Raw genomic sequence first — 26230 nt, forward strand, 5'->3', positions numbered from 1 at the left:
AATCTAGGGTTCTAGATACCCAAATCGTAGAGATGATGCACCGCATCATGCCAAGCATATTGGGCAAGAGTCGCCGAAGTGAAGATGGCACCGTTGGAGCGGTAACCACGGCGTGGAATCTGCGAATCTTCTAGTGCTTCCAATGCGCGGACAAAATCATCGGCAGAATCGCGCAAATTTTCTGCAACGACATTTGGTGTCATCGCCGCGTACTTATTCTCAATGGCAGCCTCATCCTGATCCCAATTGGCAAACGTTGGAGAATCCTGAGTGGTGATCAGGGTGAGCCGGTGATTCATCACCGAATACATGTCGCTCACATGCGCACAATATTCCAAAGGGCTCCATACCTGCGGTGCTGGACGAACCGCAGTATCTTCGCGTTGTAGCGCGGATTCGAAACGTCCGACCGAATCACGGATGAGTCTTGCAATCTGTGTGGGGTTCAATGCACGGACATCCTGCCCACATTCCTCACACACCGAATCAAGAACTTTCGTCCAATCCTTGGTATCTGGAATTGGTTGTCGGCTCATGATGTTCTCCTAAAAACGTTGGCATAATTTGATTTTGCAGCGTTGTCTTACACGCTGATTCGCTACGCAAAGTCAGCGCGCCGTTCCGACAATCTTGGTATTCCAGCATGGGACCCAAGAAGAGTGCCTGACCTGAGAATATAATCGCGAAAAGTCCGCATGAAAATACTGACAGGGGTGCGGCGAGCTTTAGGAACCCGGACCCCGGGGTGCGAAACGCAAGGCGCATAGTAATCACCCCAAGAACTATCCCAGCGATAGCGATTGGAAGGCCAACAATCCGCCACGGCAAGAGCAAAAACGAGGCAAGATAGGTCGCACCCATGCACGCGACTGTCAACCAAACCCAACGAAAGAGTGGGCGCACCGTATCAGTGGTTACCTGGTACGGATCACTGGCCATAGTCCCAGACTAAACCCGAAATAGTGCTTAGCGGGTTAATAAGGCGGTACTTCTGCCCACGCCATAAGATAATGGTTTGTTGTGGTGTCAGTTCAAGACGCCAGTCCGGGCCACGGAAACGTACCTGACGAAGATTTTTGCCTGGGTCAATCCCAAAGGTTGGGATTTAGGAAAGTGAAAGAAGAGCTACGATGCAACGTTCTACCACAAGCCGTCGTGTAAGGGGCGTTGCTGTGCTCCTGCTCAGTGGGCTGCTTGCCCTGACGGGTTGTACTGCAGGCTCCACAGATAAGCCGGGGGCATCCGGTGAAAAAAATAAACTCACCGTTGCGCTGACCGGCGAACCGGTAAACCTGGATTTCACCACTACCGCTGGCGCAGCAATTCCACAAGCAATGATGTCAAATGTCTATGAGGGACTCGTCTCCGTGGACCAGACTGGCGCAATCAAACCATTGTTGGCCAAGAACTGGGTGACAAGTGCGGATAACAAGTCTTATACCTTCACACTCGAGCAGAACGTCAAATTCTCCAATGGAGCAGATTTTGATGCAAGTGATGTGAAATTCTCAATCGATCGAGTCAAATCTTCTGCCTGGCTCAACGGACTCAAAACCAAGATGGATGTGGTTGAGAATGTTGAAGTTATTTCTCCCGACACCGTGAAGGTAAACCTCAAGCGACCATCTCAGGCATGGCTCTACTCGATGTCTACTTTAGTTGGAGCAATGTTTGACCCAAGTGGTGTTGAAGACCTAGCAAACAAGCCCATAGGAACCGGCCCATACGCACTAGAATCCTGGACCCGTGGTGATTCAATCAAACTTGCAGGCCGAGATGAGTACTGGGGATCAGCTCCCGGAATCAAGAATGTCACGCTCCGCTACTTTGCCGACGCAATTGCCACCACTAACGCACTGAGCAGTGGCGACGTTGACCTTGTTTACAATATGCAAGCTCCGGAATTGCTTTCTAGTTTTCAATCCAAGCCCGAGTATCAAGTCATTGAGGGCACCAGCAACGGTGAAATTATCCTCTCAATGAATAACAAGGTTGCTCCATTCAATGACAAGCGTGTGCGCCAAGCAGTAATGTATGCGATCGACAGGAAGGAAGTGCGCGACACAGCCTGGAACGGTTTGGGAACGCTTGTTGGTGGACCGGTACCACCCACGGATCCGTACTATGAAGATCTGAACGATGTTTACCCGCATGATCCGGCCAAGGCCAAGGCGTTGTTGAAAGAAGCAGGTGCCGAAAACCTCGATATCACCTTCACCGTGCCAACTCGCCCCTACGCGACTGCCGTTGCCGAAGTAGTTTTCTCACAGCTCAAAGACGTGGGAATTAACGTGAAAATCAAGAGTGCTGAATTCCCAGCAGTCTGGCTTGACGAAGTTTTCAACCGTCATGATTACCAAATGTCTGTGGTCTTAGCCGTTGAAGCACGCGATGTGCTGACCATGTTTAACAACCCTGACTATTACATCGGTTACGACAACTCGAAGATCAAGGCCGAAGCCGCTCTTGCCGATGAATCGGATGAAACGAACTACATTGCCGGGATGAAAAACGTGGTGCGCACCATCGTTGACGATGCGGCAAGCGATACGCTCTTTATTTTCCCCAATATTTCGGTGGCTAAAGCAGGATTGAGCGGCATCGGGGCTAACTCGGTCACCGAGGCTCTTTCCCTGGCATCCATCGCCTGGTCTTAAGAAATGGGCCCGGCCAAAACCATTGGTAGGAAACCTCGGTGCTAGTTCGCATTGCTAAAAACCTTGCACGATTCATCGTGACTTTTTTGGTAGCAACCCTCGCAGTTTTTTCTCTGATGCGGGTCTTACCCGGAGATCCGGCGGTCATTGCCGCCGGAGAAAATGCAACCCCCGAAATCATTGCCCAATTGGCCAAGGAATTCGGCACCGATAGATCCCTTCCCGTGCAATATTGGGAATGGTTTTCCGGGATACTACGCGGAAATTTTGGGGTTTCCTATGTGACTCGTACCGATATCTCACCTCTGGTGCTCGATAAGGTTCAGGTTTCATTGATCTTAGTGGTGTTGGCGATGCTCTTAGCACTGGTTATTGCCATCCCCTTGGGAACCTTGGCCGCGGTACGACACCGGAAACTCAGTGGTGCGCTGATTTCTGGGATAAGCCAATTGGGTATTGCGGTGCCAGGATTCTTATTGGGCATCATGCTTGTCACGCTGGTTTCTTTGCGTTTGGGGTGGCTCCCCGCCAACGGATGGACCTCCCCGGGCGATGAATTTGGTGACTTTTTACGCCGCGTGATCCTTCCAGTCACCGCGCTGGCCGGGGTTCAATCGGCAATTCTTATGAGGTATGTGCGTTCGGCTGTACTTGATGTGATGCATGAGGATTACCTGCGCACCGCTAGGGCTAAGGGTCTTTCTCCCATGAAAGCCTTGCTTAAACATGGACTGCGCAACGCTGCAATTCCGGTATTGACAGTCACCAGTGTGCAATTTGCTGCATTGATTATTGGTGCCGTGGTGATTGAACGGGTGTTTGTGATTCCGGGACTTGGTTCGATGTTGCTCACGGCCGTGGGAAACCGCGACCTGTTGACAGTACAGTCGGTGGTGATGGTGTTGGTGGCCATTACGTTGCTGATCAATTTGATGGTTGATGTGCTCTATACAATCCTTGACCCGCGTATACGTGCAGCAGAGTAGAGAAAGCCGCGAGATAGATGAGTAAGAGACCAACCGAGCAACAAAAGCCAGTCGTTCCCACGCGCCGGGCTCGACACGATATGAACTTTAATCTCTTGGCGGGAAGCATTCTTGTGGGTTTGGTTCTGCTCACGGCCCTGATTTCGTTTGTGTGGACGCCGTTTGATCCCGTGCAGATTAATTCATCGGTCAAGCTTCAAGGACCTAGCCTCGAACACTTATTAGGTACCGATAATTTGGGCAGGGATCTGCTCTCACGCATCCTTGTGGGTGCACGCATCACCCTGCTGGTCGGTATTGTCTCGGTGGGGATCGCGGTGCTGATTGGAACACCGCTTGGCATCTGGGCCGGCATGAAGCGCGGTGCCGTAGAAGAAATCACCATGCGTGGTGCAGATATTCTCCTAGCCTTCCCAGCACTGCTGCTGGCAATCATGTTTGCAGCAATTTACGGTGCCTCAACCATCAGCGCCATGGCAGCCATTGGGTTAGCCTCGGTTCCAGGTTTTGCGCGCGTTGCACGTGCCGGAACCCTGCAGGTGATGAACAGTGAATATGTATTGGCAGCCCGGGCTGCCTCACAAAAACCCTTGCGCATTGCCCGCCGACATGTCTTGCCCAATCTTGCCGGAATCCTGATTATTCAATGCTCGGTCACCTTTGCTCTGGCCGTGTTGGCCGAGGCCGCGCTGTCGTTCCTTGGTTTAGGCACACCTCCTCCGGTTCCCTCGTGGGGACGGATGCTCCAAGAATCCCAACAATATTGGGGAACTTTCCCGCTCATGGCGATCTGGCCAGGAGTTGCAATTGCCGTGGCGGTCATGGGGTTCAACCTGCTGGGTGATGGACTACGCGACAAATTTGATCCAAAGGTTGGCAGGGATAGAGCATGAGTGAAACTTTGCTTGAGGTAAGAAACCTCAGCATTAGTGCGGGTTCCAAGGCCTTGGTACAGAACATCGAGTTTTCCATGCAGCGAGGGGAACGCATTGGCCTGATTGGTGAGTCGGGCTCCGGAAAGTCGCTAACCGCAACCTCACTACTTGGCTTGCTTCCCGAGGAACTCGAGGTAAACGGGGATGCGCGGTTACGTGGGTTTGACCAAAACCTGCTGCGCGCTCCGGATAAACTCATGCGCGCGCTGCGCGGGGATGAAATTTCCATGGTGTTCCAAGAGCCCTTGACCGCGCTAAATCCGTTGATGCGGGTTGGAGCGCAGGTTGCCGAGGTGATGCTACAGCACGGAAAAATCTCTCATCGCTTAGCCGCCACCAAACGTTCAATTGAATTATTGGCATCGGTGAAAATCCCGGATCCGGAACTTGCCGCACGTGCCTACCCCCACCAGCTGTCTGGCGGTCAGCGTCAGCGCGTGATGATTGCAATGGCACTGGCTAACAATCCACAACTGCTTCTCTGCGACGAACCGACCACAGCGTTGGATGTGACGGTGCAACGCCAGGTGCTCGAGTTAGTCTCGGAACAAGTGCGTGAACGCGGCACCGGGCTGCTATTCATCACCCACGATCTAGCTGTCGTTGCCAATATGTGCTCACGAGTCTTGGTGCTGAATCAAGGAAAGATTGTTGAGCAGGGAGACTTGGACCAGGTTTTTTCGGCCCCCACGCACCCATATACTCGTGCGCTTCTTGCCGCGAGTGATTTGGAGGCTACCGATGAGCGCGGCCGTCTCTTCACGGTTTCCACCGCCGGGGCCTACCGGCCACCGGTCGTCGGTGAGGCAGCAGAAAATGCTGTTGCCTCCGCCGGGGGTGACGAAATACCCATGATGGGAGCCGCCGCCACGCCAGCTCAGATCCCTGCTGGTAAGGCACTTATTGAGGTCTCCGAGGTCAGCCGGATCTATCATCGTGCACGTACCACCTTGTGGGGACCGCGCCCGGAGGTGCCCGCTCTTGACGGTATCTCTTTCACGGTTCGATCCGGTGAACGACTAGGAATTGTTGGCGAATCCGGTTCAGGTAAGTCAACGCTTCTCCGCATCTTGGCGGGGCTTGATCAACCTAGCAAGGGGTCGGTACTGGTTGCTGGAACTGAGGTTGCAGGTGCCAAGGAACGTGACCTTGTGGATCTACGCAAAGAACTTCAGATCGTGTTCCAAGATCCGATGGGTTCGTTGGATCCACGGATGCGGGTACGCGATATTGTTGCCGAGCCGTTATTAATCCCGGGTGTAAACCTGAATGCGACCGAGCGCTCTGCAACGGTTTCTCGCATGCTCGAATCTGTGGGATTGGAGTCAGACTCGGCAGCTCGTTACCCACATCAGTTCTCCGGTGGTCAACGGCAACGCATTTCTATTGCGCGAGCCTTGGTGAATCGACCACGGATCTTGGTCGCCGATGAGCCGGTTTCTGCCCTTGACGTTTCGGTACGTGCCCAGGTCTTGAATCTCTTGGCAGATTTAGTTGAAGAGAATGAATTGACCTTGCTTTTTGTCTCTCACGATCTAGCAGTGGTCCGTCACCTGTGCGACAAGGTGATTGTCATGAAAGATGGGAAAATTGTTGAGGCAGGCAACACCAAACAGATCTACACGAACCCCGCTCATCCGTACACCGCTGAATTGGTGGCAAGCTCACTGAACCTACGCGAAGAACTAGCCCGGGTGTAAAGAACGGATGCAACATACAAAACAGCCTCCATGGGGCCTGATGATCGTTAGCGCGCTATTCCTCTGCGGCGGTGGCGTCATGCTTGTGCTTTCGGAAGGCAAAGATCTCTTCTTAGCCCTTGGCAACGCACTTTTCGGTCTGGTTCTAGTAACCGTCGGATATTTACAATTGCGCTCTGGGAAACGGGATGCGGGGCAAGGTCTTCCCGTGGTTCCGGTTATCCATAGTGAGTTTGCTCTTTGGTATAACTTGTTTGCTGTTGAGCGTTTTTGCTTTCATGGCAGACCCCAGTGAACTTTCATCACGTTATCCTCGCTGGGTGGGGATGCTGGTAGGACCCATTGGAACTATTTTCTTTACCAGCGCCGGTGTTTATGAGCTACGCAAAAGCCGCAAATTTTAGGATGATTCGTGGTGATAGGCCAAAGCGTTGTCTGGGGCGTAGGAGTTGAAGTAAGTTCCCCCCGAACGAACAACTAAACTTGTAGCCATGCGCATCGTAGTTCTTGTTTCCGGTACCGGGTCAAACCTTCAGTCAGTCATCGACGCCGTCGCCGACGGCTCACTTCCAAACGTGGAAATCGCTGCTGTTGGTGCAGATAAACACGATACCTACGGGGTTGAGCGTTCGGCCGCCGCCGGCATTGAAACCTTTGTGGTGAACTTCAAGGACTACGCCGAGCGTTCCGAATGGAACCACGAACTGACCGAAAAATGCCTGTCCTACGAGCCCGACTATGTGGTGTCCTCGGGCTTCATGCGCATCGTTGGAGAAGAATTCATCAACGCTTTTGATGGAACTTACATCAATACCCACCCGGCATTGTTGCCTTCCTTCCCCGGTGCCCACGGCGTCCGCGACGCCATGGCCTATGGCGTCAAGGTCACCGGCTGCACGGTGCACATCGCCGATGCCGGAGTGGACACCGGTCCAATCCTGCGCCAGGAAGCTGTGGTGATCGAGGATCACGACACCGAAGAAACGCTTCACGAGCGCATTAAGCTAGTCGAGCGTCGCCTGCTCATTGCCACGCTTGCAGATTTGGCAGCAAAATAGCGCGCTGATAGCTCAAAAACCTACCAAGCAGTGATGGCAGTCGAGTATCTCATCTGCCATCACTGCTTATTTTTATGCTTGAAAATGAGCCAGTAGAGGATCCCGTGGGGTGGTCCCCATACTTGTTAGCGGCCCTAGGAATAAGTGGCTAGGAAAAGATGACGAGGCCGTACACGGCAAAGAGCACTAGATGCGTTGCGCCGTGCATGGCGGTTACCTTTTTTGCCGAGAATGTGGCGACCGAGAGTAATAGCGTTACGCCAAGTAGGAGCAAATTGGCCCGTGATTCGGCCAAAATAATGGGTTGGTTGGTGAGCATCCCAATGAGTAGAACCGCCGGAATGGTAAGTCCCACGGTGGAAACTGCTGCACCATGGCAGAGATTTGTGACCCGCTGCCCTTCCCCGCCCAATGCTGCACGTACCGTTGTGATCGATTCCGGTAGGAAAACAATCATGGCGATCAGCACTCCGGAAAGTGCTACGGGGGCACCCAAACGGCTCAGACCGTCATCGAGTAGGGCCGCCATATTGTGCGAGAGCAAGACAATGGGCAGCACCGTGACAACGAGCAATCCCAGACGAAGCAAGACCTCGGTCCGATGCTCACGCAGAATTTCGTCAATGGGCTGACGCTCGGTAGTTATTTCGCTGTTGGGACCGGTTTCTGAATTCAGTAAGAAACGCGGATCTACCTCACGGAAAACCACGGCCTGCTTACCCATTTGCTGGGCCAGGAAGAAAGCATACACACTCAAGGTCAGCACGATAATCGGAACCGCCTGACCCACCGTGTAAGACCCATTGACACCGATGAGAGCCGGTAACGCGAACGCCAAGGAAGCTAAGACGATAATCATGGCCATGTAGGAAGAAGTGCCGGTGCGATTATGCGCTAGGTAGCCGTGTTTGAGACCGCCCACAAGCAGGGCTAGCCCAACGACAGCGTTGAGAATGATCATCGAGACGGCCATGACGGAGTCGCGGGCGATCGTTGCATGTTCTCCGGGCCCCAACAAGATCGCCGAAATCAACACCACTTCAATCAAAACGATCGAGAGCGTCAGGACCAATGATCCATAGGGGTCACCCAGACGCCGTGCAAGATGCTCGGCCTCATGCACCACGCCAAAAGAACATACCAAGATCACTGCAATGATCAGCCCGAGGAATGTGATCAACAAGAAACCCGGAATCGGAGGTTCAAGGAGTGGGGCCGCAATGGCCAAACCTAGAACCGCGCCCCAACCGATTAGTAGGCGTGCGATGGCAGCCCGAGAGAAGATGAGATTTTTAGTGCTGGAAACCATGAGGAGAAAAACACTTTTCTGCGGGGTCGTCCCCGAGTCTGATGAAACGAACGGGCCGTCCCGCTCGTTGCACTGCGCGTGTGACTCACGATCTCAGATAATGCAGATCGGCACACGTTCGGCAGATGATTTCTACCCCTGAGGTTACTGTATTGCTGCTCCAGCTGGGTAATCGGTGCCAAAGAGCCACTACCTCAAAGCATTGTTTTGATTCCTCTTGCATTTTCTACGATAGCGCGTCCCTGGGGGCTTGCCGCAAGTACCCAGGGCAGTCCTAAACTGCTGATGAGAGTTGCTCGGTATGGGCGCTTAGTGTGCTGTGTGAAAGGCAAAAATGAGCAAGGCAGTTATTGTTGGCGCCGGACCGGCAGGCATGATGCTTGCCGCAGAACTGAAACTCGCAGGAATTGATGTCCAAATTGTAGAGAAACGCTCAGTAGGGGAACTTATTGAATCTCGTGCGGGAGGGATTCACTGCCGCACCATCGAGACTTTCGATCAGCGGGGAATAGCAGAGCGATTCCTGAACGCCGGGACCAAGGCACAAACCGCGCGCTTTGGCGGCTCGGTCCTCGATATTAGTGACTTCCCTACTCGGCACCCATACGGGCTTGGGCTGTGGCAAAGTCATCTGCAACCAATCCTTGAAGAATGGATCACCGAATTAGGGGTCTGGATTCGATATGGCGTTGAAGTTACTGGCTTCACTCAGGATGAATCCGGCGTCACCATTGAAACCGCAGAGGGTGAAAAGCTCCACAGTAGTTATCTGATTGGTGCAGATGGCGGCCGAAGCCTGATTCGCACCATGGCAGGAATCGATTTTCCGGGATGGGCTGCAATGCGCAGCAACCTGATTGCCGAGGTGGAGATTTCCAGGGACGCACCAGTGGGCATGTTGCAGGATCAATCAGGTGTCCATGGTTTCACCTTGATGGAAAATGGTCACAGCTACCGCGTCGTTACCACCGAACCCGCACTCGGCTCCCGAACAGAGCCAACACTCGAGGACTTGCGTAGCTCGTTGCTGGCCGCCTACGGAAGCGACTTTGGTGTACACAACCCAACATCGCTTTCACGATTCACCGATGCCACCAGGCAGGCAACAACCTATAGAAAGGACCGGATCTTACTGGTTGGAGATGCAGCACATATCCATTACCCGGCAGGTGGACAGGGCATAGGGCTTGGAATACAAGATGCGGTAAACCTGGGTTGGAAACTAGCCCAAGTCATCGAGGGACGATCGCCCGAATCATTATTGGATACCTACACCGCAGAACGCCACCCGGTGGAATTGCGCGCTTTGAAGCACTCCATGGCGCAAACGGTCCTGCAACGCAATGACCCGCGAACCTCAGCGCTCGCCGAGAGCCTTGGTGAGCTCATGGTGATGGACGAACCACGAAAGCATATTGCTGCGCTGATTCACGGGCTGGATATTACCTACGATCTGGGTGCGGGGCACCCTATGGTGGGACGACGCATGCCGGATCTAGATCTTGAAACCGCAGATGGTCGGACACGGGTCTACACGTTATTGCACGCTGCCAAGCCGGTTCTGCTGAACTTTCAGGAATTGAATCACATAGATATTGGCAAGGGTAGAACGCACATACAAAATATGAGTGTGCGGCTCCTGGGAGATATCGAGCTGCCACTTCTTGGACGTGTAACTTCACCCGGCGCGGTATTGATCCGCCCTGATGGCTATGTTGCATGGGCTGGCGAAGGCAACGAACAAGGTCTAGAGGATGCGTTGGCGTACTGGTGTGGTCAGGTCACTAAGTAGCTTGCTCTCGGTCAGCCAATGCCTAGCTGGAAAACGTATGGCGTTTTCGTTCGATCAATAGCCAAAATAGCTGTGCAACTACGGGAAGCCGGAAAACTTCCGCCTTCCATAGAAGCTTGTGATTAGGTGTCAGATTGCTGTTCTAAATACTCACCAAGACACCAATGAATATTGCGAAGGCACCCACAGTGATACTGATGCCGATCATGACGAAAGGTGGGTCGGTAACCATCGGTTCTCCGATGATGGGCGTTGCGCTAAAGCTAGCTCAATCTCAATATCGTTTTCCAAAGTTTGACCAAGCCAAATAGGGTTTAGTGCAAGGCTCGCCCCTTGGTTTCGGGTGCAAATAGTGCCATCAAGATGACCGAAACCAGCACCAGCACCCCTGCTGCCATGAATAGATTTGCCACACCGACAACTGGCCACAAAGCAGCGAAAATTAGTGGCCCGAAGCCCGCTCCCAAACGGCTAAATGAGGAAGCCCAGCCAAAGCCAGAGCCGCGAAGTTCTGTCGGGTATAGCTCCGAAACGTAGGTGTAGAGCACCGGGATTGCTATTTGAACGACAACACCGAAGACCAGTAACCAAGCAACGGCAGTTGTTGGGACCTTCAACGTCACGGCAACCAAGAGCAATACAGCAGCTGAGAGCGGTCCCGTCACGGCGAGCAACCATTTGCGGCCTACCCGTTCAACGAGGAGCGCTGCAATGATGACGCCCAGAAGGCCCATCAGGGCCATCACCGAGGTCATGAAGAATGCCGAGGATTGGGCCATTCCTGCCTCGGCAAGAATCGATGGCATCCAAGTCAACGCCAGGTAGTAGACCAAAAGAATCGTCAGGAACAATGACCAGGAGACCATGGTGATCCTGGGACTGAATTTCCATACCTTGAGCAGCTGTTCCCACCAGGAACCGGGGGATAGGCGTGGTGCGGCTTCGGGTTCGGGCAGGGTGTACGGCTGCGGCTTTGCGCCGGTACTTGCAACAAGATCATCAATGACTTTAGCTGCAGCTTCGCGTTGACCCGATCGGAGCAGATACAGAGGGGACTCGGGAACACTGCGGCGCACCCAGAACACCAGCAATGCGGGGAGCACCATGACGGCAAGAATTAGCCGCCAGTTGCCGGTGGTGGCTTGGACCCAACCAGAAACAAAGAACGATAGTGCAGCCCCTACCGGCCACCATCCGTCCATGGCAGTAAGCACGCGCCCACGTTGTTTAGCAGGAGTGAATTCCCCAACCAATGCGTAGTCCACGGGAATACAACCACCAAGTCCAACGCCTGCCAAGAAACGGCATGCAACAAACCACGCAAAGTTGGGGGCCAAGGCGCCGGCAACGGTAAAGATTGAGAAAATCAGCAGTGTCCAGGTGAAAGCCTTTTTGCGGCCTATCTTGTCGGCTATGGTTCCCCACATGAATGCACCCAATGCCATACCAATAAGGTTTCCGGTACTCAACAATGCTGCAGTGGTCCGGTCAAGGCCCCACTCGGCCGCTACCAAAGGAATGAGCGCTCCATTGAGCGTGACATCCCACGCATCAAACATGAAACCGAGTCCGCCGATGATAAAAATTTTGCCCTGAACACCCCATTTCCAGGGGAGGTTCTGAACGATTGACTCACCGGTAGGTAACTTCAAGGAATTGCTCATGAGGTGGTGGCCTTTAGACAGTTGCATGTGGATCATGCCGGGTTACGGGGGGTGGTATCGCAAGGGGAAAACCCCCAGCCGAACCGTGCTCTACGTTATCGGGTTAGAGGAGAATCTACTGAATATGTACCGACAATTTTGTGGCCGCGGCAGTTTGCTCCGGCACTCGGTGCAGCCAAGGACTGTTTCAATGTCGCGGCTCCGTGCTGGGTAGCGTGGATATTCGGGTCCGCCGCAATATCGAAGAATCCCCGAAAGCATGTTTTGGGGATTCTTCGATATTGCAGCTAGCACTACCTGTTTGCTGTGCTTGGAAAGCCTATGGCTTCCTTTAATCCTTGAGCTTGAAGCGCAGGGTCCGAACCTCAAAGGCGGTCAAGGAGACTGACACCGTATCGCCGGTGAGCTCGGCAACTCCGGAGGAGCCCTCGAGGGGGTCTTCCAGCAAAGAGATCGCTGAAGCGTGTTCCACTCCACGATGCACACGCACGGTGCCCCTGGCTCGGCGTCCCAGAGACTCATAGACGCGCACCACAAGGTCGCCGCTCTGATCCCCGGCCAACTTCACGTTGGAGAGCACAATTCCTTCACCCTCAACGGTGACCAGCGGGTCAAACCCGTGGGCACCCTTGATGATGCGTGCGTCGGAATTTAGCAACGCACCAGCCTCGGTGGCAGCGGCGATGTCCGCTCCAATGACCAAGCCGTAGCGGTGCGTTTGGATGCCTTGATCAGTTTCCGGATCCGGGAAGCGCGGGGCACGCAGTAACGATAGACGCATGGTGGTGGTGACTCCGGCCTCGGTGGAGTCGCGGGTGACATCGAAACCGTAGATGGAATCGTTGATCAACGCGGCGCCGAAGCCCGGTTCCTCGGCCAGCACGAAGCGGTGCATCGAGGTCTCGAACTTTGCCGCCTCCCAGCTGGTGTTCACGTGGGTGACGCGCTTGTGGTAACCGAACTGGGTCTCGGCGATCGCATGTTCGGCGCGGATATCGAGCGGGAACGCAACCTTGAGGAACTTCTCGGTCTCGTGCCAGTCGGTGACCTGCTCAATATGCAGAACCTTGGAACCCGGGGCCAAGGTCAGTTCTTGGCGCACGGTGGAGGCAGAGAAGCTGCGCTCGATGACCACGCGTGCGGCACCGTCGGCATCGGTGGACAGCGTCAGGGAGTCTAGATCACGCAGGTCGGTGACCTGATTGCGGTAGTACTTATCCACATCCCAGGCATCCCACATGTTTGGGAAGTCCTGGTGCAGCTGCAACAGGTTGGCCTCGGCGCCTGCGGCAATACTCTCGCGCCCGGTTCTCTGATCCACCGCCGAGGTGACCAGACCTTCGGAAGAGATGGTGATGGTGACTAACGCATTGGACAGCACGACGCCGTCTGCCGATTCGGTGGCGGTGACCGTATCGGTGACTGGGGCCAGCTCGGTGACCGCTGCCGCCGAACCGGTGCGCAGACCCGAGCGGGCGAACGAAGCCGCATTTAGTTCTATCGGGATCTCTCCCGCACCAACTAGCAATGTCTGGGCTGCGGCGATAATTGCCTGCGCCGCGGTGGTGACCCGCGCGTACTGGAGAACTGCCTCACGGTGCACCCAAGCGATAGAAGTACCCGGCAGGATGTCGTGGAACTGGTGTAACAAAACCTGCTGCCATAGCTCATCGATTTCCTCGTATGGGTACTCAAAGTCGGCGTAGATGGCAGCCGTGGCAGCCCAGAGTTCGGCCTCCACCAAGAGCTGTTCGGTACGGCGGTTGCCCTGCTTGGTCTGGTGCTGGGAAGTCAGCGTGGCGCGGTGCAGCTCTAGGTAGAGTTCGCCAACCCAGACAGGAGGGGTAGGCAGCTCGGTCTTGGCACGGGCAAAGAACTTATCCGGGTGCTCCCACTTGACGGTGGCGCTGCCTTCGAGGTCTGCCAGACGACGTGCCTTGCCGGTCATTTCACGGGTGGTGCCGCCGCCACCATCTCCCCAGCCCACCGGGGCGATGGAGCCTGAGGCATGGCGGGATTCGCGGAACTGACGCGAAGCAAGAGCTACCTCTTGACCGGAAAGCTGCGAGTTGTAGGTGTCCATGGAGGGGAAGTGGCTAAAGACGCGTGAACCGTCGATGCCTTCCCAATTAAAGGTGTGGTGTGGGAATTTGTTTTGCTGGTTCCAGGAAATCTTTTGCGTGAAGAACCATTCGAAGCCGGCCCGGCGCATCAGTTGCGGTAGTGCGGGGGAGTAACCAAACGAATCTGGCAGCCAGACACCGGCACAGGTAATCCCAAATTCTTCGCGGAAGAACTTCTGGCCGTAGTAGAACTGGCGGATCATTGATTCGCCCGAGGGCATGACCGTATCGGATTCGACCCACATGCCACCCAGCGGCAGGAAGCGCCCGGCAGCGACTGCCTCCTTGACGCGGGCGTAGACCTCTGGGCGGTTTTCTTTCATCCAGGCGTATTGCTGGGCGCTGGACATACCGTAGAGGAAATCTTCGTCGTAGCCGAGCAGCTCAACCATTGAGGATGCGGTGCGAGAGACCTTGCGGATGGTTTCCCGGACCGGCCAGAGCCAGGCCGAGTCGATGTGGGCATGACCCACCGCGGAGATCCGGTGCGCGGATTCCTCGGCGCGCTTGGAGAGTACCTCAACTAGTGCGGCGCGAGCATCCGATGCGGTCTGGGTAATCCGCTGTAGATCCAGCACATCCAAGGAATTATCAAGGGCCTGCAGGATGCGCATGCGGCGCGGCCCGGCGGGCAACTCGGCCTGGAGTTCAAGCAGGACTTCAAGGTCAAGGGCTAGCTCGTGAACCTCGGGTTCGAAGATGGCAAGGTCCATGCGGGCGGTCGTGTAGAGCTTGCGCGAGGAGGACGTTTGGATGTCTCCCTCGGCGGTGGGCAAAAACGGGTGGTAGTCAAGTAGCACCGGGTTTGCTGCGGCTTCGATGAAGTAATCGATTTCTTCCCCGCCTGCGGCATTATCCGAACCGGGGATCCACTGGTTGCGTGGGTTGATGGATTTCACGGTAATGCCATCTGCCCCGTAGACAAGACCTTCACATTGGAAGCCAGGCATGTTTTTATCGAAGCCTAGGTCCACGAGGACCTCGACGCGTTTGCCGGCCCATGCCTGGGGGATGGTGCCTTGGACACGGAACCAGGTGGTGCCCCAGGCGGCGCCCCAACTGGTGCCCACCGAGTAATCAGTGTAGTCCTTGGCCATGGCCTGAGCCGGTGCGATGGGTTCGCCGGGGAGTTCATGCCACCGCACCCGTAGCGGGGCGGAAACCGGGTGGATCGCCGGGCGGATACGTTCTTCGAGGACCCGCTTGACACGTCCGAGTGTCAAGGGAATGTCGTCGTGCATGAATGCCTTTCGCCGGGCCGTGGCCCGGTGGGCCAAAGTCAGTGGATACTGCGGGCAATGATATTTCTAGAAGTCAGCACCGTTGTATTTCAGAGTGCAGACGTAAAAGTCATATGGCTTGCCTGTGAAGCTAGGATAACCGAAGGATGCATCCGGCCACCCGATAAGAACGGGATGTAACGCGAAGGAGTCGCTGCGGAACTCACCGGAAGATAAACCAAGACATGAAAATTCGGATGACTTGGCCGCTGCGGATACCGGGGGTGAGAAGCTTAGTATTGCTCTGGCAGTGAGCTCACCGAGTCAAAGCAGCAGAACTTCCCGAGCCGGCCTCAATATCATCGATCCGATGCGTTGGCATCACGCAGGACAGGAACACTCATGGGCAGCGCCCCACAGAAACAGTTGGCTCTGATCGGCCTAGACATTGGTGGTACCAAGACCCACGCAATGCGCTGGAATGGTGATGCACAGGTGGCCGAAGCAAAAAGTGGCAGCGCCAATGTACAAAACGTCAGTGTCACAACCGCTCGGGCCAACATCGCGGAGGTATTTGCGGTGTTGGGTGGTGGGCATATTGACCGGGTGGTTGCCGGAGCCGGTGGCATCGACACCGAAGCCGATGCGCAGTTCCTGCGCTCGCTGATTGCCGAGCATGCGCCTTCCGCACAGATTCTTGTAGTTCATGACAGCAAATTGATCTTGGCAGCGGGGCGAGCAACGCAAGGCATGGCGGTCATCTTGGGCACCGGATCTGCTGTCTGGGGTGTAAATACTGCGGGACAGGAGGCACGGGCCGGCGGCTGGGGATATCTGCTGGGTGATGAGGCAAGCGGATATTGGATGGCACGTGAGGCGGTGCGCCACACACTGCGGGAATTCAACAGGGGAAAGGCCCCCGGGGAGTTGGGGCGCCGGGTGCTTGACACAAATAATGTTTCTTCTCCCGAAGAGCTCATAGCGCTTTTCCACGGTGCTACGGACCGTCGGTATTGGGCTGAACAATCGCCAGTGGTTTTTGAGGCCCTGGCCGCCGGGGATTCTGGTAGCGCCGCAATTGTTCACGATGCGGTGAGCTATGTAAATGATGTTCTAGCAAATCTTGCCGGGCTCTTGGGAATCACGGGTCCGGTCATCATTGGTGGAGGTTTGGGCATGCACCAACACGATTATCAGCGGCTGCTGCGGGTTGCCTTAGAAGCCGAAGGGCTCAACGATATTCGTTTTCTCGAGGTTGACCCGGTGCAGGGAGCTAAGTTCATTTCTGATCAGCTGGCGCAGCTTTCAAACATGACCGGCAAACAAAATTAGTGAAAGAAAGATGCTTGGACGCCCTCAAAAGCATTGACTTTTTCGCAGTTATGGTCAGAAAAACCTCTGGAGTGCTGCAACAAATCTGCGGGAATAACTCACGGTAACCGGTGCTGTTCCACTGTGAGGAATCACGGGGTAGGCTCTGGATATGGGAGTAGATTGGACCGCTCTCGAAGAGGCGATACGGGTGTCGGCTCTTCGCCAGGCGGAAGAAATTATTGACCGTCACCCGAACGAGGTTTTCTATGCGATAGCCCTTGACGGGGTCACCGCCGATGAAACCGATCATATTGACCTTCCGGTTCTTGCCCTCAATACGATCCAGGCTCTCGAGCGGATCGCTAAAGAGGAAGAGGACGAAGAAATCATCCCCATCGAGGATTTCGATGAGGACGAAGAAGAAGGCTACGAAGAACGCCCCGATGCCGATGACGATGGTTCGGATAGAGACCAACATCAGGATTCGCCACGTGGCGAGGACGATGACGAGGAATCGGATCAAGACGACGACGAGGACGACATTGACCTCGACGAAGTCCTGCGAGATTTAGAAGCCATGAATCGTGCCCAAGAGGAAGGATTCTACTCATCAAAGTGGAATCCACCGGATTGGCATTGGTGTTCCATCGAGCTCTTCGACGAATCGGCAAGTGACTTGTGGTCTCAGGCCTTGACCGGTGTTGCCAAACATCATGGGTGGGAAACAACTAATCGTCTTTACTATGAAATGTTGATCCGAGTCACCGATTCGCTACGCCACATCCTCGCCACGGGACGCAATGCGGACTTGGTCGTTTATCTTTCGGATGATGAGCATGCAGACGAAATTCTGCGCAGGTGCCTCACCGAAGATCAACTAGCCAAACATTTCCCGGAGCTTGCCCACTAGTCTTTCGATAAGCGCGCATCGAGCTTTACTAGGACCTTGGCCTCGGGATCACGCAACTCTAGACTCCTGATTTCTTTCAAGGGTGTGGGAGTTGCTCCGGTAAGTTTGGTGCTTCCCGTTGTTGTCGCTTGCCATGATCCGGCTTTTTCGGCTGCCCCTTGACTGTCGATAACCCAGAGCGAAAGCAGACCAGAAGTGGGAAGCTTGTTCCCCCTGAACTGCACTTCGGTTCCCCACGCTTTCGCGTTCATTCCTATGTTGATCTGGGTACCAATATCGTTAACCGCGGAGTAGCTGACATCCGGTCTGGCCTCCGGGGCAAATATTGGGGCAATGAAAACGCCTAAAACTACCGATGCCGCAATGCTTCCAAACGCTATGGCACCTAGGGCGGCACGTTTACGCCGTCGCACCGATGCCAGCTTGGAGAGTAAGGAGATGGTTCCCGCAGGCTCTTGGAATGATTCTTGGCTTGGCGCAGCGGAAATCAGTTCTGGCTCGGGTATCAGTGCTAGGTGTGCTTCCTTGGTGTCTAGGGTATTCAGTATTGAAGGGATAGTTGAAGTCGCGTGTAGTTCTACCTGACATTGCGCACACGAGGCAAGATGTTCTTCAAAAATCTGGCGTTCGGAATCATGCAGACCCCCGAGGAGATAAGCGCCCAATAATATATGTGTGTCATTGGCTCCAGTATTTTCTTTCACCGTTCGATCCCCATTTCTTCGAGTGTTTGGCGTAGCGACCGAATCGCATAGTAGGCGCGAGATTTAACTGTTCCCTCGGGAACTCCGAGCATGATTGATGTTTGGGCCACAGTGGCGCCCAAATAGTGTAATTGCCATACCACCTCGCGATGGTCCGGCGACAGCGACTTGAGAGCCTCTTCCAGTAGTACCTTGTCCAAAACGGCATCGAAGCTTGTCGTATTCGACGTGCTTTCCTGCATGGAATCGCTGAGACTTGTGGCATTGATTCTGCTGGAGGCACGCCGGTACCTATCAATGAGAACGTTCCGGGCGGTGGCATAAAGGTAGCTGCGTAGCGAACCGGTAATGTGCGGTGCCGCCTGCCATGCCTTGATCACAGTTTCTTGCAAGATATCTTCGGCAGCATCCCGATCATCGGCCACCCGATTGAGAAAGCGCCGCAGCTCCGGGGCATGTAACCGATAGATATCGGATACAACGCTGGCATCCAATGGCACCTTGGCTCCATCTTTTTCGTTTGAGGACATTTCCTTAACCCGCTAAGACGTATGAGAGCTGAGAGTGGTTCACTGCTGTTTAGAGTATGGGGCAGAAAATTAGGTTTTCAATGAACCAAGGGCCAACTATTTGCGTCTTACCTTCAAGAGCCGACACCAGAACCACAACGAAGAAGGATGAATACGATGAATCGGAACACACGCAGAAACTTTGCTGGATCCGCAGCGCTTATCACCGCTGCGGCTCTGTTGCTTTCGGGATGTGCGGGCAATAGCCCGAGTAATTCCTCCAGCACGCCGGCGGCAAGTAGCAGCGCTGCAAGCCCCAGCGCTTCCAGCTCGGCCACAACTGCTTCTCCGAACAGCTCCGCCGTTGACTTGAAGACTGCAACGAGCAGCCTGGGGAACATTGTTGTTGATGGCAAGGGAATGAGCCTGTATTTCTACACCTTGGACACCAAGGGAACCACCACCAGTGCGTGCACCGGAGCGTGTCTTGAGGCCTGGCCCATTGCGGTAGCCAGCAGCGCAACCCCCAAGATTGAGGGCGTGACCGGGACGGTTTCAACCATCACGAGCCCGGATGGAAAGTTGCAGCTGACTCTTAATGGAATGCCGCTGTACAACTTTGTGCAGGACAGCAAACCCGGTGATGTGCTGGGCCAAGGCGTCAAAGATGTTTGGTACCTTTCAACTCCTGCCGGCGAAATGATTAAGTAACCGTGTGTGAGCTAGCTCAAGGAGACGGTTTGGCCCACACCCTGAGCCGGTAGAATGGGGAAAACACCCCCCTCAACCGCACCCTGGGAGACTTCTGTGAGCCAGACCGTCCTTGATCGCGTGCCGATTCGTCGCGCCCTGATTTCCGTTTACGACAAGACCGGTCTGGAGGAACTTGCAGCCGGACTGCACGCAGCAGGAGTCAAGCTGGTATCCACCGGATCCACCGCCAAGCGCATTGCCGCAGCGGGTATCCCGGTCTCCGAGGTCGAGGAAGTTACCGGTTCCCCGGAAATGCTTGACGGTCGCGTCAAGACCCTGCACCCGCGCGTGCACGGCGGTATCCTTGCCGACCGTCGCGTCCCGGCGCACATGGAAACCCTGTCCGAGATGGACATTGAGACCTTCGATCTGGTGGTCGTAAACCTCTACCCATTCGTTGAGACAGTGCGTTCCGGCGCGCAGGGCGACGACGTTGTTGAGCAGATCGACATTGGCGGACCGGCGATGGTTCGCTCCGCGGCCAAGAACCACGCTGCGGTATCGATCGTTGTTGACCCGGCAGCCTACGGTGCGGTTGTCACCGCTGCTGCCTCCGGTGGCTTCGATCTGAAGACCCGCCAGCGCCTAGCGGCGAAGGCCTTCGCGCACACCGCTGCCTATGACACCGCTGTTGCTTCGTGGACCGCTGCCCAGTTCCTTGACGAAGACGGCGACGGACTCATCGATTGGCCGGCCTACACCGGTCTGGCTTTGGAGCGTTCCGAGGTTCTGCGCTACGGCGAAAACCCGCACCAGCAGGCAGCAATGTACGTGGACAAGTCTGCTCCGGCTGGCATCGCCCAGGCCGATCAGCTGCACGGCAAGGCCATGAGTTACAACAACTACGTCGATGCCGATGCCGCACTGCGTGCAGCCTTCGACTTTGATACCCCTGCCGTAGCAGTCATCAAGCACGCCAACCCGTGCGGCGTGGCAGTTGCTTCGGCAGATGCCGCAGACCCGATCGCCGATGCGCACGCCAAGGCACACGCAACCGATCCGCTCTCCGCCTTCGGTGGCGTTATTGCCGCAAACCGCACGGTCACCGCGGGCATGGCAAATTCCGTGAAGGACATCTTCACCGAAGTTGTTATTGCTCCTGACTTTGAGGCGGAAGCAGTTGAGATTCTTTCCAAGAAGAAGAACATTCGCCTGCTGGCACTGCCCGAGGGCTACGGCCGCTACCCGAGCGAAATTCGTCAGGTTTCCGGCGGCGTGCTGGTCCAGATGAGCGACAAGGTTGACGCCGACGGCGATAACCCGGCGAACTGGACCCTGGCAGCCGGCGAAGCCGCAGACGCTGCAACCCTTGCCGATCTGTCCTTCGCCTGGACCGCGGTGCGCGCCGCGAAGTCTAACGCCATCCTGCTGGCCAAGAATGGTGCAGCGGTAGGCATTGGCATGGGCCAGGTCAACCGCGTGGATTCCTGCAAGCTCGCAGTAGAGCGCGCAAACACCCTGGGTGTCACCATCGAATCCACGGTTGATGCGGCCGGCGGTGCCTCAGGTACCGGAGACGCGGTTTCCGAACAGCGCTCGCACGGTGCCGTTGCGGCATCCGATGCATTCTTCCCGTTCGCCGATGGCCTGCAGATCCTCCTGGACGCCGGCGTGCGCGCCGTTGTACAGCCAGGCGGTTCGGTGCGCGATGAAGAGGTCATTGCCGCGGCCAACGAAGCTGGCATCACCATGTACTTCACCGGTGCGCGTCACTTCTTCCACTAGGAAAAGCTCTACTGGCTAAGCCAGTGAAAAGGCTGCCTCCGGCATTCCCTGCAAGGGGAACGCCGGAGGCAGCCTTTTCGTTAACTGCGGATACTTCGCGCCTTCCTTAGCCATGGGATTTGGGCGTGGGGCCGATCAGTGCTGCTTGTCGAGATTGACGAAGAACGCCATGACCACGCCGACGGTGGCCAGTAGAGCACCGACGATGAAGGAAACATGAGCTCCGGAGAACAGTGCGTGAGCTACATCCGATCCGGACTCAAGCTTTGCGGTGGAGAGCAGGGACATGATGGTCACGAAGATGGTGGTGCCGATGGCGCCACCGAGTTGCTGTCCGGTATTGAATAGTGCAGATCCGTGGCCGTAGAGGCGGGGCTCAACGGTGGACAGCGCCGATGACATCAACCCCGTCATCAGCAGCGCCAGGCCAATGGAGAAGATGACGTGGTTGATCATGAACATCCATAGAGCGGTGTCCGCATCCACACTGACATACAGCCACTGGCCAGCGGCCAGCATTGCAGCACCGGGGATCAGCACCGGTCGGGGGCCGAAGCGATCAAAGACGCGACCAAAAATTGGTGAGACGATCGCCTGGGCCAGACCTCCGGGCAATAACATCATGCCGATGGACAGCGTGCTGAAGCCCGCCCCGGATTCCAGGATGATCGGTAACATCACGATGGTGCCCAACAGGGTGCCAAAAGCGATCATGATCAGTAGCAAGGAAAGGGTGAAGGTGCGGGATTTGAAGGGGGTCAGGTTCAGCAATTCCTTGCCGTCCCGGGTCAGCCGAACCTGCCGCTTGATGAACAAGGCCAGCGCGAGCAGAGCAATGACGAAGCAGGAGATGGTTAGCGCGGGATTGTCACCGAGGTGTTCAAGCGTGGAAATGCCGTAGACCAGCAGGCCGAAAGCGAGTGCGGAGAGCACTACCGAAAGTACGTCGAGCGGAATCTTGCGGGCTTGGAACGGGACCTTGATGAAGATGATGCCTAGGGCAAGGATGATCACGGCCAGTGGGGCCATCAGGATGAAGATGTAGTGCCAGGAAAAAGAGTTGACGATGGCGCCGGAAACCGTCGGACCGATGGCCGGGCCCACGGAGATAACGATGGCGTTCAAGCCCATGATTGCCCCGCGTTTGTGCCTGGGCACCAACTGTAGGGTGGTGGTCATCAGCAGTGGAAGCACGATCGCGGTGCCGACGGCTTGGATCACGCGGGCCACCAGCAGGAACGCGAAGGTTGGCGCGAAAATGGCCAGAACCGTGCCGAGGATAAAGCTGGATAATGCGAAAGTGAACAGGCTCCGGGAGCTGAAGCGCTGCAGCAGGTAACCGGTCATCGGGATGATGACCGACATGGTCAGCAGGAACCCGGTGGTTAACCACTGTCCCGCGGATGCAGAGATCGAGAGGTCTGCCATGACCGCCGGCAGGGCGACGCTGAGCACCGTTTCATTCAAGATCATGAGGAATGCGGCAAGAGCCATGGCTCCGATAATGCCGACTAACTGCCGGGTCGGCAGCGCCGGGGCTGATTTTTGGGGTGGGGCTGCGGATTCAGAAAGTGTTTCTGAGACGGGAATGGCCATTGGATGAGTACCTCTTTCAGGGGGAAGCAACCAAATAGTGTCACACCATGACATCTTTTCGTAAGCCAAACATGTCACGATGTGACAAGATGCATACGGGGTGCTGGCATTCGGCCCGGTTTGGGACTGCTGCCGTACCAGTGGTTTTTGGAGGGTAATTGTTGTGGGTATTCGTGAACGTCACCGCACCCAAATGCTCAATGAGATTCAGGCAGCGACCCTGGATCTCATTGAAGCCAAGGGCTTGGCTGCCACGACGGTCGGGCAGATTGCCGAGCGCGTAGGAATCTCCGAACGCACGTTCTTCCGCTATTACCAGTCCAAGGAGCACGCACTCATGCCGGGACAAGCGGGGCTGGCGGATTCCCTCAGGCGTTATGAGCCAGCTGCCGATAATGCTGCCGAAATCCTTCTGGAACTGATCGGGGCGTGCCGGGAGAATTTTGCCTTCGAGATCGAACATCGAGATTTTCGCAGGATCTCCCGACTACTCATTAAGGAGCCGGGGCTCAGGAGTTTTGTGGCGGGGCAGGAGCAAGAGCTGGTTCAGCTTTTGAGTGCGGAACTGGTGAAAAGTGGTCTCGTGCAGGCGGTCCAGGCAGTGCTCATAGCTGAGTTGACCGCTACTATCTGGCGGGTGTCGTGGCAGGCTTTTGGGCAGGCCGAGCTCGATAGCGTCGTTTCAAGCCCGTTGGAGCATTTTGACCGGGCCGCTTCTGCCCTCAGAGGGCTCTTCGTGCAGCCCTGAGGGGTGGCTGGCCGCGGCCGGTTTGTGCGTGGCGAGCCATGGCTAGAACCTGCTCTGCGCCGAATCTCAGTTACGCATCAGTAACTGAAGTGCTTTATCGTCGAGTTAATGTATCTTCACTCACATTGGGTGCATGTTCCGTGTTGTTCAACGGTTTGCTTCGCTACTTAAAGGTGGATTTGGGGCCAAATTCGGGTAAGTTGGGGATGTTGAGATCAATTCGGACCACTCATATCCGAGAAGACCGTTCAGGGAGACGCCTCACCTATGGCCAAGATTATTTATACCCACACCGACGAAGCTCCGATGTTGGCAACCCACTCTTTCCTGCCGATTGTCGAAGCATACGCCTCGACAGCGGGTGTAGAGATCGAGACCCGCGACATTTCGCTGGCCGGCCGCATCATTTCCGTCTTTGGTGACTACCTCACCGCAGAACAGCAGATTCCCGACGCCCTAGCCGAGCTCGGTGCCCTGGCCAAGAGCCCGGATGCAAACATCATTAAGCTGCCGAACATTTCGGCTTCCATCCCGCAGCTGAAGGCAGCAATCGCCGAACTGCAGGCCGCTGGCTACGCACTGCCGGATTACCCGGATAACCCGTCATCCGACGAGGAAACCGATATCCGAGCCCGCTACGACAAGATCAAGGGTTCTGCTGTGAACCCGGTTCTGCGTGAAGGTAACTCGGATCGCCGCGCACCATTGAGCGTAAAGAACTACGCCCGCAAGAACCCGCACTCCATGGGTTCCTGGACGGCGGACTCCAAGACCAACGTCGCCACCATGGCCGAAGACGACTTCCGCGCTAACGAGAAGTCCGTGGTCATCGATAAGGACCAGAACCTTTCCATCCGCTTTGTCAGCGAAGACGGAGACGTCAAGGTCCTGAAGAAGTCCCTTCCGGTGCTCAAGGACGAAATCATTGACGGCACCGTCATGCACGCCGCTTCACTGAGCAAGTTCCTCAAGGACGCGGTGGCCCGTGCCAAGGCAGAAGACGTGCTCTTCTCCGCACACCTGAAGGCGACCATGATGAAGGTCTCGGACCCAATCATCTTCGGCCACGTCGTCAAGGCATACTTCTCCGAGCTCTTCGAGACCTACGGCGAACAGCTCGCCGCTGCCGGCCTGAACCCCAACAACGGCCTTGCCGCAATCCTCGGTGGCTTGGATGAACTCACCGACGATGTACGCGCCGGTGTTGAGGCTCTGATCGCCAAGGGTCTGGAAGATGGTCCGGCATTGGCCATGGTCGATTCCGATAAGGGAATCACCAACCTGCACGTGCCATCCGACGTGATCGTCGATGCTTCCATGCCTGCCATGATCCGCACCTCGGGTCACATGTGGGGCGCAGATGGCCAGGAACACGACACCCTGGCAGTCCTTCCGGATTCCTCCTACTCGGGAGTCTTCCAGGCCGTCATCGAGGATTGCCGTGCAAACGGTGCCTTCGATCCGACCACCATGGGTACGGTTCCAAACGTTGGCCTGATGGCTCAGGCAGCCGAGGAATACGGATCGCACGATAAAACCTTTGAAATCAAGGCAGCCGGCCACGTCCAGATCCTGGATGCAACCGGTGGCGTACTCATCGAGCACCAGGTCTTCGAAGGCGATATCTGGCGCGCCTGCCAGACCAAGGACATCCCGGTCCGCGACTGGGTCAAGCTTGCCGTCAACCGTGCCCGCGCCAGCCAGACCCCAGCGGTCTTCTGGCTTGACGATTCTCGTGCACACGACACCGTGCTGATCTCCAAGGTCAATGAGTACCTCAAGGATCACGACACCGAGGGTCTGACCATCGAGATCCTGGCTCCGATCGAGGCCACTAAGTACACTATCGAGCGCATCCGCCGCGGCGAGGACACCATCTCGGTCTCCGGCAACGTGCTGCGTGACTACCTCACCGACCTGTTCCCGATCCTCGAATTGGGCACCAGCGCCAAGATGCTTTCCATCGTGCCGCTGATCGCCGGTGGCGGACTATTCGAAACCGGTGCCGGTGGCTCCGCCCCGAAGCACGTTTCGCAGCTGGTAAGCGAAAACCACCTGCGCTGGGATTCACTGGGCGAATTCCTGGCTCTTGCGGTCTCCTTCGAGCACCTGGCAACCACCGCTGGCAACGCTCGCGCACAGATCCTTGCCGACACCCTTGACGCGGCAACCGGCACCTTCCTGCTGGAAAACAAGTCGCCCAAGCGCAAGGTTGGCGAGCTGGATAACCGCGGCAGCCACTTCTACCTGGCCAAATACTGGGCAGAAGAGCTCTCCGCGCAGACCAAGGACGCCGAGCTGGCAGCAGCCTTCAAGGCAGTATCCGAGGCACTGGGGAACAACGAGGAAGCAATTGTTTCCGAGTTGGCAGCAGTTCAGGGTGTTGCCGTTGACCTGGGTGGCTACTACCGCCCGGTTGAAGAGAAGGTTTCGGCCATCATGCGCCCGAGCGCCACGCTGAACACCGCGCTGGAACTGCTCAAGAAGTAGTTTCTGCCGTTCACAACGGCGGGCCGTCTTCTCTCCT

19 protein-coding genes are annotated in these 26230 nt (G+C 55.9%); 12 read left to right on the top strand and 7 right to left on the bottom strand.

Going from position 1 to position 26230, the window contains the following annotated elements:
* Positions 1-11: 11 nt before the first annotated feature.
* Positions 12-536: a DinB family protein gene (locus CQ018_RS13280; RefSeq protein ID WP_105550485.1), complete on the bottom strand. Its 525-nt coding sequence runs from the start codon at positions 534-536 to the stop codon at positions 12-14.
* A 594-nt stretch (positions 537-1130) separates the two neighbouring features.
* Between CQ018_RS13280 and CQ018_RS13285 the strand changes: the two genes are divergently transcribed.
* The 5 genes from CQ018_RS13285 to purN all read left to right on the top strand — a co-directional run bounded on the left by CQ018_RS13285 (position 1131) and on the right by purN (position 7336).
* On the top strand, positions 1131-2657 hold the full coding sequence (locus CQ018_RS13285; protein ID WP_105550486.1) for an ABC transporter substrate-binding protein: 1527 nt from the start codon (positions 1131-1133) through the stop codon (positions 2655-2657).
* 38 nt (positions 2658-2695) lie between these two features.
* Complete coding sequence (locus tag CQ018_RS13290; RefSeq protein ID WP_105550487.1) at positions 2696-3643, top strand: ABC transporter permease; 948 nt, start codon at positions 2696-2698, stop codon at positions 3641-3643.
* Between the two features lie 17 nt (positions 3644-3660).
* Positions 3661-4536, top strand: a complete 876-nt coding sequence (locus CQ018_RS13295) for an ABC transporter permease (protein WP_181149887.1) — start codon at positions 3661-3663, stop codon at positions 4534-4536.
* Positions 4533-6278 (top strand): ABC transporter ATP-binding protein, encoded by a 1746-nt coding sequence (locus CQ018_RS13300; RefSeq protein ID WP_105550489.1) that lies wholly within the window; start codon positions 4533-4535, stop codon positions 6276-6278. Before CQ018_RS13295 ends, CQ018_RS13300 begins: the two co-directional genes overlap by 4 nt.
* Positions 6279-6769: 491 nt before the next feature.
* Positions 6770-7336 carry a phosphoribosylglycinamide formyltransferase gene (purN, locus tag CQ018_RS13310; protein ID WP_105550491.1) on the top strand — a complete coding sequence of 189 codons (567 nt, stop codon included), beginning with the start codon at positions 6770-6772 and terminating at the stop codon, positions 7334-7336.
* A 148-nt stretch (positions 7337-7484) separates the two neighbouring features.
* On the opposite strand, the gene CQ018_RS13315 is transcribed toward purN, so the two are convergent.
* A complete protein-coding gene (locus tag CQ018_RS13315; RefSeq protein WP_105550492.1) occupies positions 7485-8645 on the bottom strand; it encodes a calcium:proton antiporter in 1161 nt (386 codons plus the stop codon).
* 334 nt (positions 8646-8979) lie between these two features.
* On the opposite strand from CQ018_RS13315, the gene CQ018_RS13320 reads away from it, so the two are divergent.
* A complete protein-coding gene (locus CQ018_RS13320; RefSeq protein ID WP_105550493.1) occupies positions 8980-10437 on the top strand; it encodes an FAD-dependent monooxygenase in 1458 nt (485 codons plus the stop codon).
* A 314-nt stretch (positions 10438-10751) separates the two neighbouring features.
* On the opposite strand, the gene CQ018_RS13325 is transcribed toward CQ018_RS13320, so the two are convergent.
* Both CQ018_RS13325 and CQ018_RS13335 read right to left on the bottom strand, forming a co-directional pair.
* Entirely contained in the window at positions 10752-12101 is a 1350-nt protein-coding gene (locus CQ018_RS13325) for an MFS transporter (protein ID WP_105550494.1), read from the bottom strand.
* A gap of 331 nt (positions 12102-12432) precedes the next feature.
* Positions 12433-15465: a glycoside hydrolase family 38 C-terminal domain-containing protein gene (locus tag CQ018_RS13335; protein WP_105550496.1), complete on the bottom strand. Its 3033-nt coding sequence runs from the start codon at positions 15463-15465 to the stop codon at positions 12433-12435.
* Between the two features lie 381 nt (positions 15466-15846).
* On the opposite strand from CQ018_RS13335, the gene CQ018_RS13340 reads away from it, so the two are divergent.
* Positions 15847-16776, top strand: a complete 930-nt coding sequence (locus CQ018_RS13340) for an N-acetylglucosamine kinase (RefSeq protein WP_105550497.1) — start codon at positions 15847-15849, stop codon at positions 16774-16776.
* Between the two features lie 151 nt (positions 16777-16927).
* Positions 16928-17668: a DUF4303 domain-containing protein gene (locus CQ018_RS13345; RefSeq protein ID WP_105550498.1), complete on the top strand. Its 741-nt coding sequence runs from the start codon at positions 16928-16930 to the stop codon at positions 17666-17668.
* Here CQ018_RS13345 and CQ018_RS13350 read toward each other — a convergent pair.
* Both CQ018_RS13350 and CQ018_RS13355 read right to left on the bottom strand, forming a co-directional pair.
* Positions 17665-18372, bottom strand: coding sequence for a zf-HC2 domain-containing protein (locus CQ018_RS13350; protein ID WP_181149888.1), 708 nt, complete (start codon positions 18370-18372; stop codon positions 17665-17667). The genes CQ018_RS13345 and CQ018_RS13350 overlap by 4 nt on opposite strands.
* Positions 18369-18902: a sigma-70 family RNA polymerase sigma factor gene (locus tag CQ018_RS13355; protein WP_308729179.1), complete on the bottom strand. Its 534-nt coding sequence runs from the start codon at positions 18900-18902 to the stop codon at positions 18369-18371. Before CQ018_RS13355 ends, CQ018_RS13350 begins: the two co-directional genes overlap by 4 nt.
* A 156-nt stretch (positions 18903-19058) precedes the next feature.
* Between CQ018_RS13355 and CQ018_RS13360 the strand changes: the two genes are divergently transcribed.
* Positions 19059-19592, top strand: a complete 534-nt coding sequence (locus tag CQ018_RS13360) for a hypothetical protein (protein ID WP_105550500.1) — start codon at positions 19059-19061, stop codon at positions 19590-19592.
* A 54-nt stretch (positions 19593-19646) separates the two neighbouring features.
* Entirely contained in the window at positions 19647-21359 is a 1713-nt protein-coding gene (gene purH, locus CQ018_RS13365; protein WP_105550501.1) for a bifunctional phosphoribosylaminoimidazolecarboxamide formyltransferase/IMP cyclohydrolase, read from the top strand.
* A 135-nt stretch (positions 21360-21494) separates the two neighbouring features.
* Here purH and CQ018_RS13370 read toward each other — a convergent pair whose 3' ends face one another.
* A complete protein-coding gene (locus tag CQ018_RS13370) occupies positions 21495-22955 on the bottom strand; it encodes an MDR family MFS transporter (RefSeq protein WP_105550502.1) in 1461 nt (486 codons plus the stop codon).
* 163 nt (positions 22956-23118) lie between these two features.
* On the opposite strand from CQ018_RS13370, the gene CQ018_RS13375 reads away from it, so the two are divergent.
* A complete protein-coding gene (locus CQ018_RS13375; protein WP_105550503.1) occupies positions 23119-23703 on the top strand; it encodes a TetR/AcrR family transcriptional regulator in 585 nt (194 codons plus the stop codon).
* A gap of 267 nt (positions 23704-23970) precedes the next feature.
* Positions 23971-26193 (top strand): NADP-dependent isocitrate dehydrogenase, encoded by a 2223-nt coding sequence (locus CQ018_RS13380; protein ID WP_105550504.1) that lies wholly within the window; start codon positions 23971-23973, stop codon positions 26191-26193.
* Positions 26194-26230 lie beyond the last annotated feature (37 nt).

It is taken from the genome of Arthrobacter sp. MYb227 (assembly GCF_002975435.1).
Classification (GTDB): Bacteria; Actinomycetota; Actinomycetes; order Actinomycetales; family Micrococcaceae; genus Paeniglutamicibacter.

Bases quoted from the DNA above. Each gene is read 5' to 3' on its own strand.
- purN (WP_105550491.1), top strand. From the start codon at position 6,770: ATGCGCATCGTAGTTCTTGTTTCCGGTACCGGGTCAAACCTTCAGTCA.
- purH (WP_105550501.1), top strand. From the start codon at position 19,647: ATGGGGAAAACACCCCCCTCAACCGCACCCTGGGAGACTTCTGTGAGC.
- CQ018_RS13320 (WP_105550493.1), top strand. From the start codon at position 8,980: ATGAGCAAGGCAGTTATTGTTGGCGCCGGACCGGCAGGCATGATGCTT.
- CQ018_RS13300 (WP_105550489.1), top strand. From the start codon at position 4,533: ATGAGTGAAACTTTGCTTGAGGTAAGAAACCTCAGCATTAGTGCGGGT.
- CQ018_RS13295 (WP_181149887.1), top strand. From the start codon at position 3,661: ATGAGTAAGAGACCAACCGAGCAACAAAAGCCAGTCGTTCCCACGCGC.
- CQ018_RS13345 (WP_105550498.1), top strand. From the start codon at position 16,928: ATGGGAGTAGATTGGACCGCTCTCGAAGAGGCGATACGGGTGTCGGCT.
- CQ018_RS13370 (WP_105550502.1), bottom strand. From the start codon at position 22,955: ATGGCCATTCCCGTCTCAGAAACACTTTCTGAATCCGCAGCCCCACCC.
- CQ018_RS13380 (WP_105550504.1), top strand. From the start codon at position 23,971: ATGGCCAAGATTATTTATACCCACACCGACGAAGCTCCGATGTTGGCA.
- CQ018_RS13315 (WP_105550492.1), bottom strand. From the start codon at position 8,645: ATGGTTTCCAGCACTAAAAATCTCATCTTCTCTCGGGCTGCCATCGCA.
- CQ018_RS13340 (WP_105550497.1), top strand. From the start codon at position 15,847: ATGGGCAGCGCCCCACAGAAACAGTTGGCTCTGATCGGCCTAGACATT.
- CQ018_RS13285 (WP_105550486.1), top strand. From the start codon at position 1,131: ATGCAACGTTCTACCACAAGCCGTCGTGTAAGGGGCGTTGCTGTGCTC.
- CQ018_RS13355 (WP_308729179.1), bottom strand. From the start codon at position 18,902: ATGTCCTCAAACGAAAAAGATGGAGCCAAGGTGCCATTGGATGCCAGC.
- CQ018_RS13325 (WP_105550494.1), bottom strand. From the start codon at position 12,101: ATGAGCAATTCCTTGAAGTTACCTACCGGTGAGTCAATCGTTCAGAAC.
- CQ018_RS13335 (WP_105550496.1), bottom strand. From the start codon at position 15,465: ATGCACGACGACATTCCCTTGACACTCGGACGTGTCAAGCGGGTCCTC.
- CQ018_RS13280 (WP_105550485.1), bottom strand. From the start codon at position 536: ATGAGCCGACAACCAATTCCAGATACCAAGGATTGGACGAAAGTTCTT.
- CQ018_RS13360 (WP_105550500.1), top strand. From the start codon at position 19,059: ATGAATCGGAACACACGCAGAAACTTTGCTGGATCCGCAGCGCTTATC.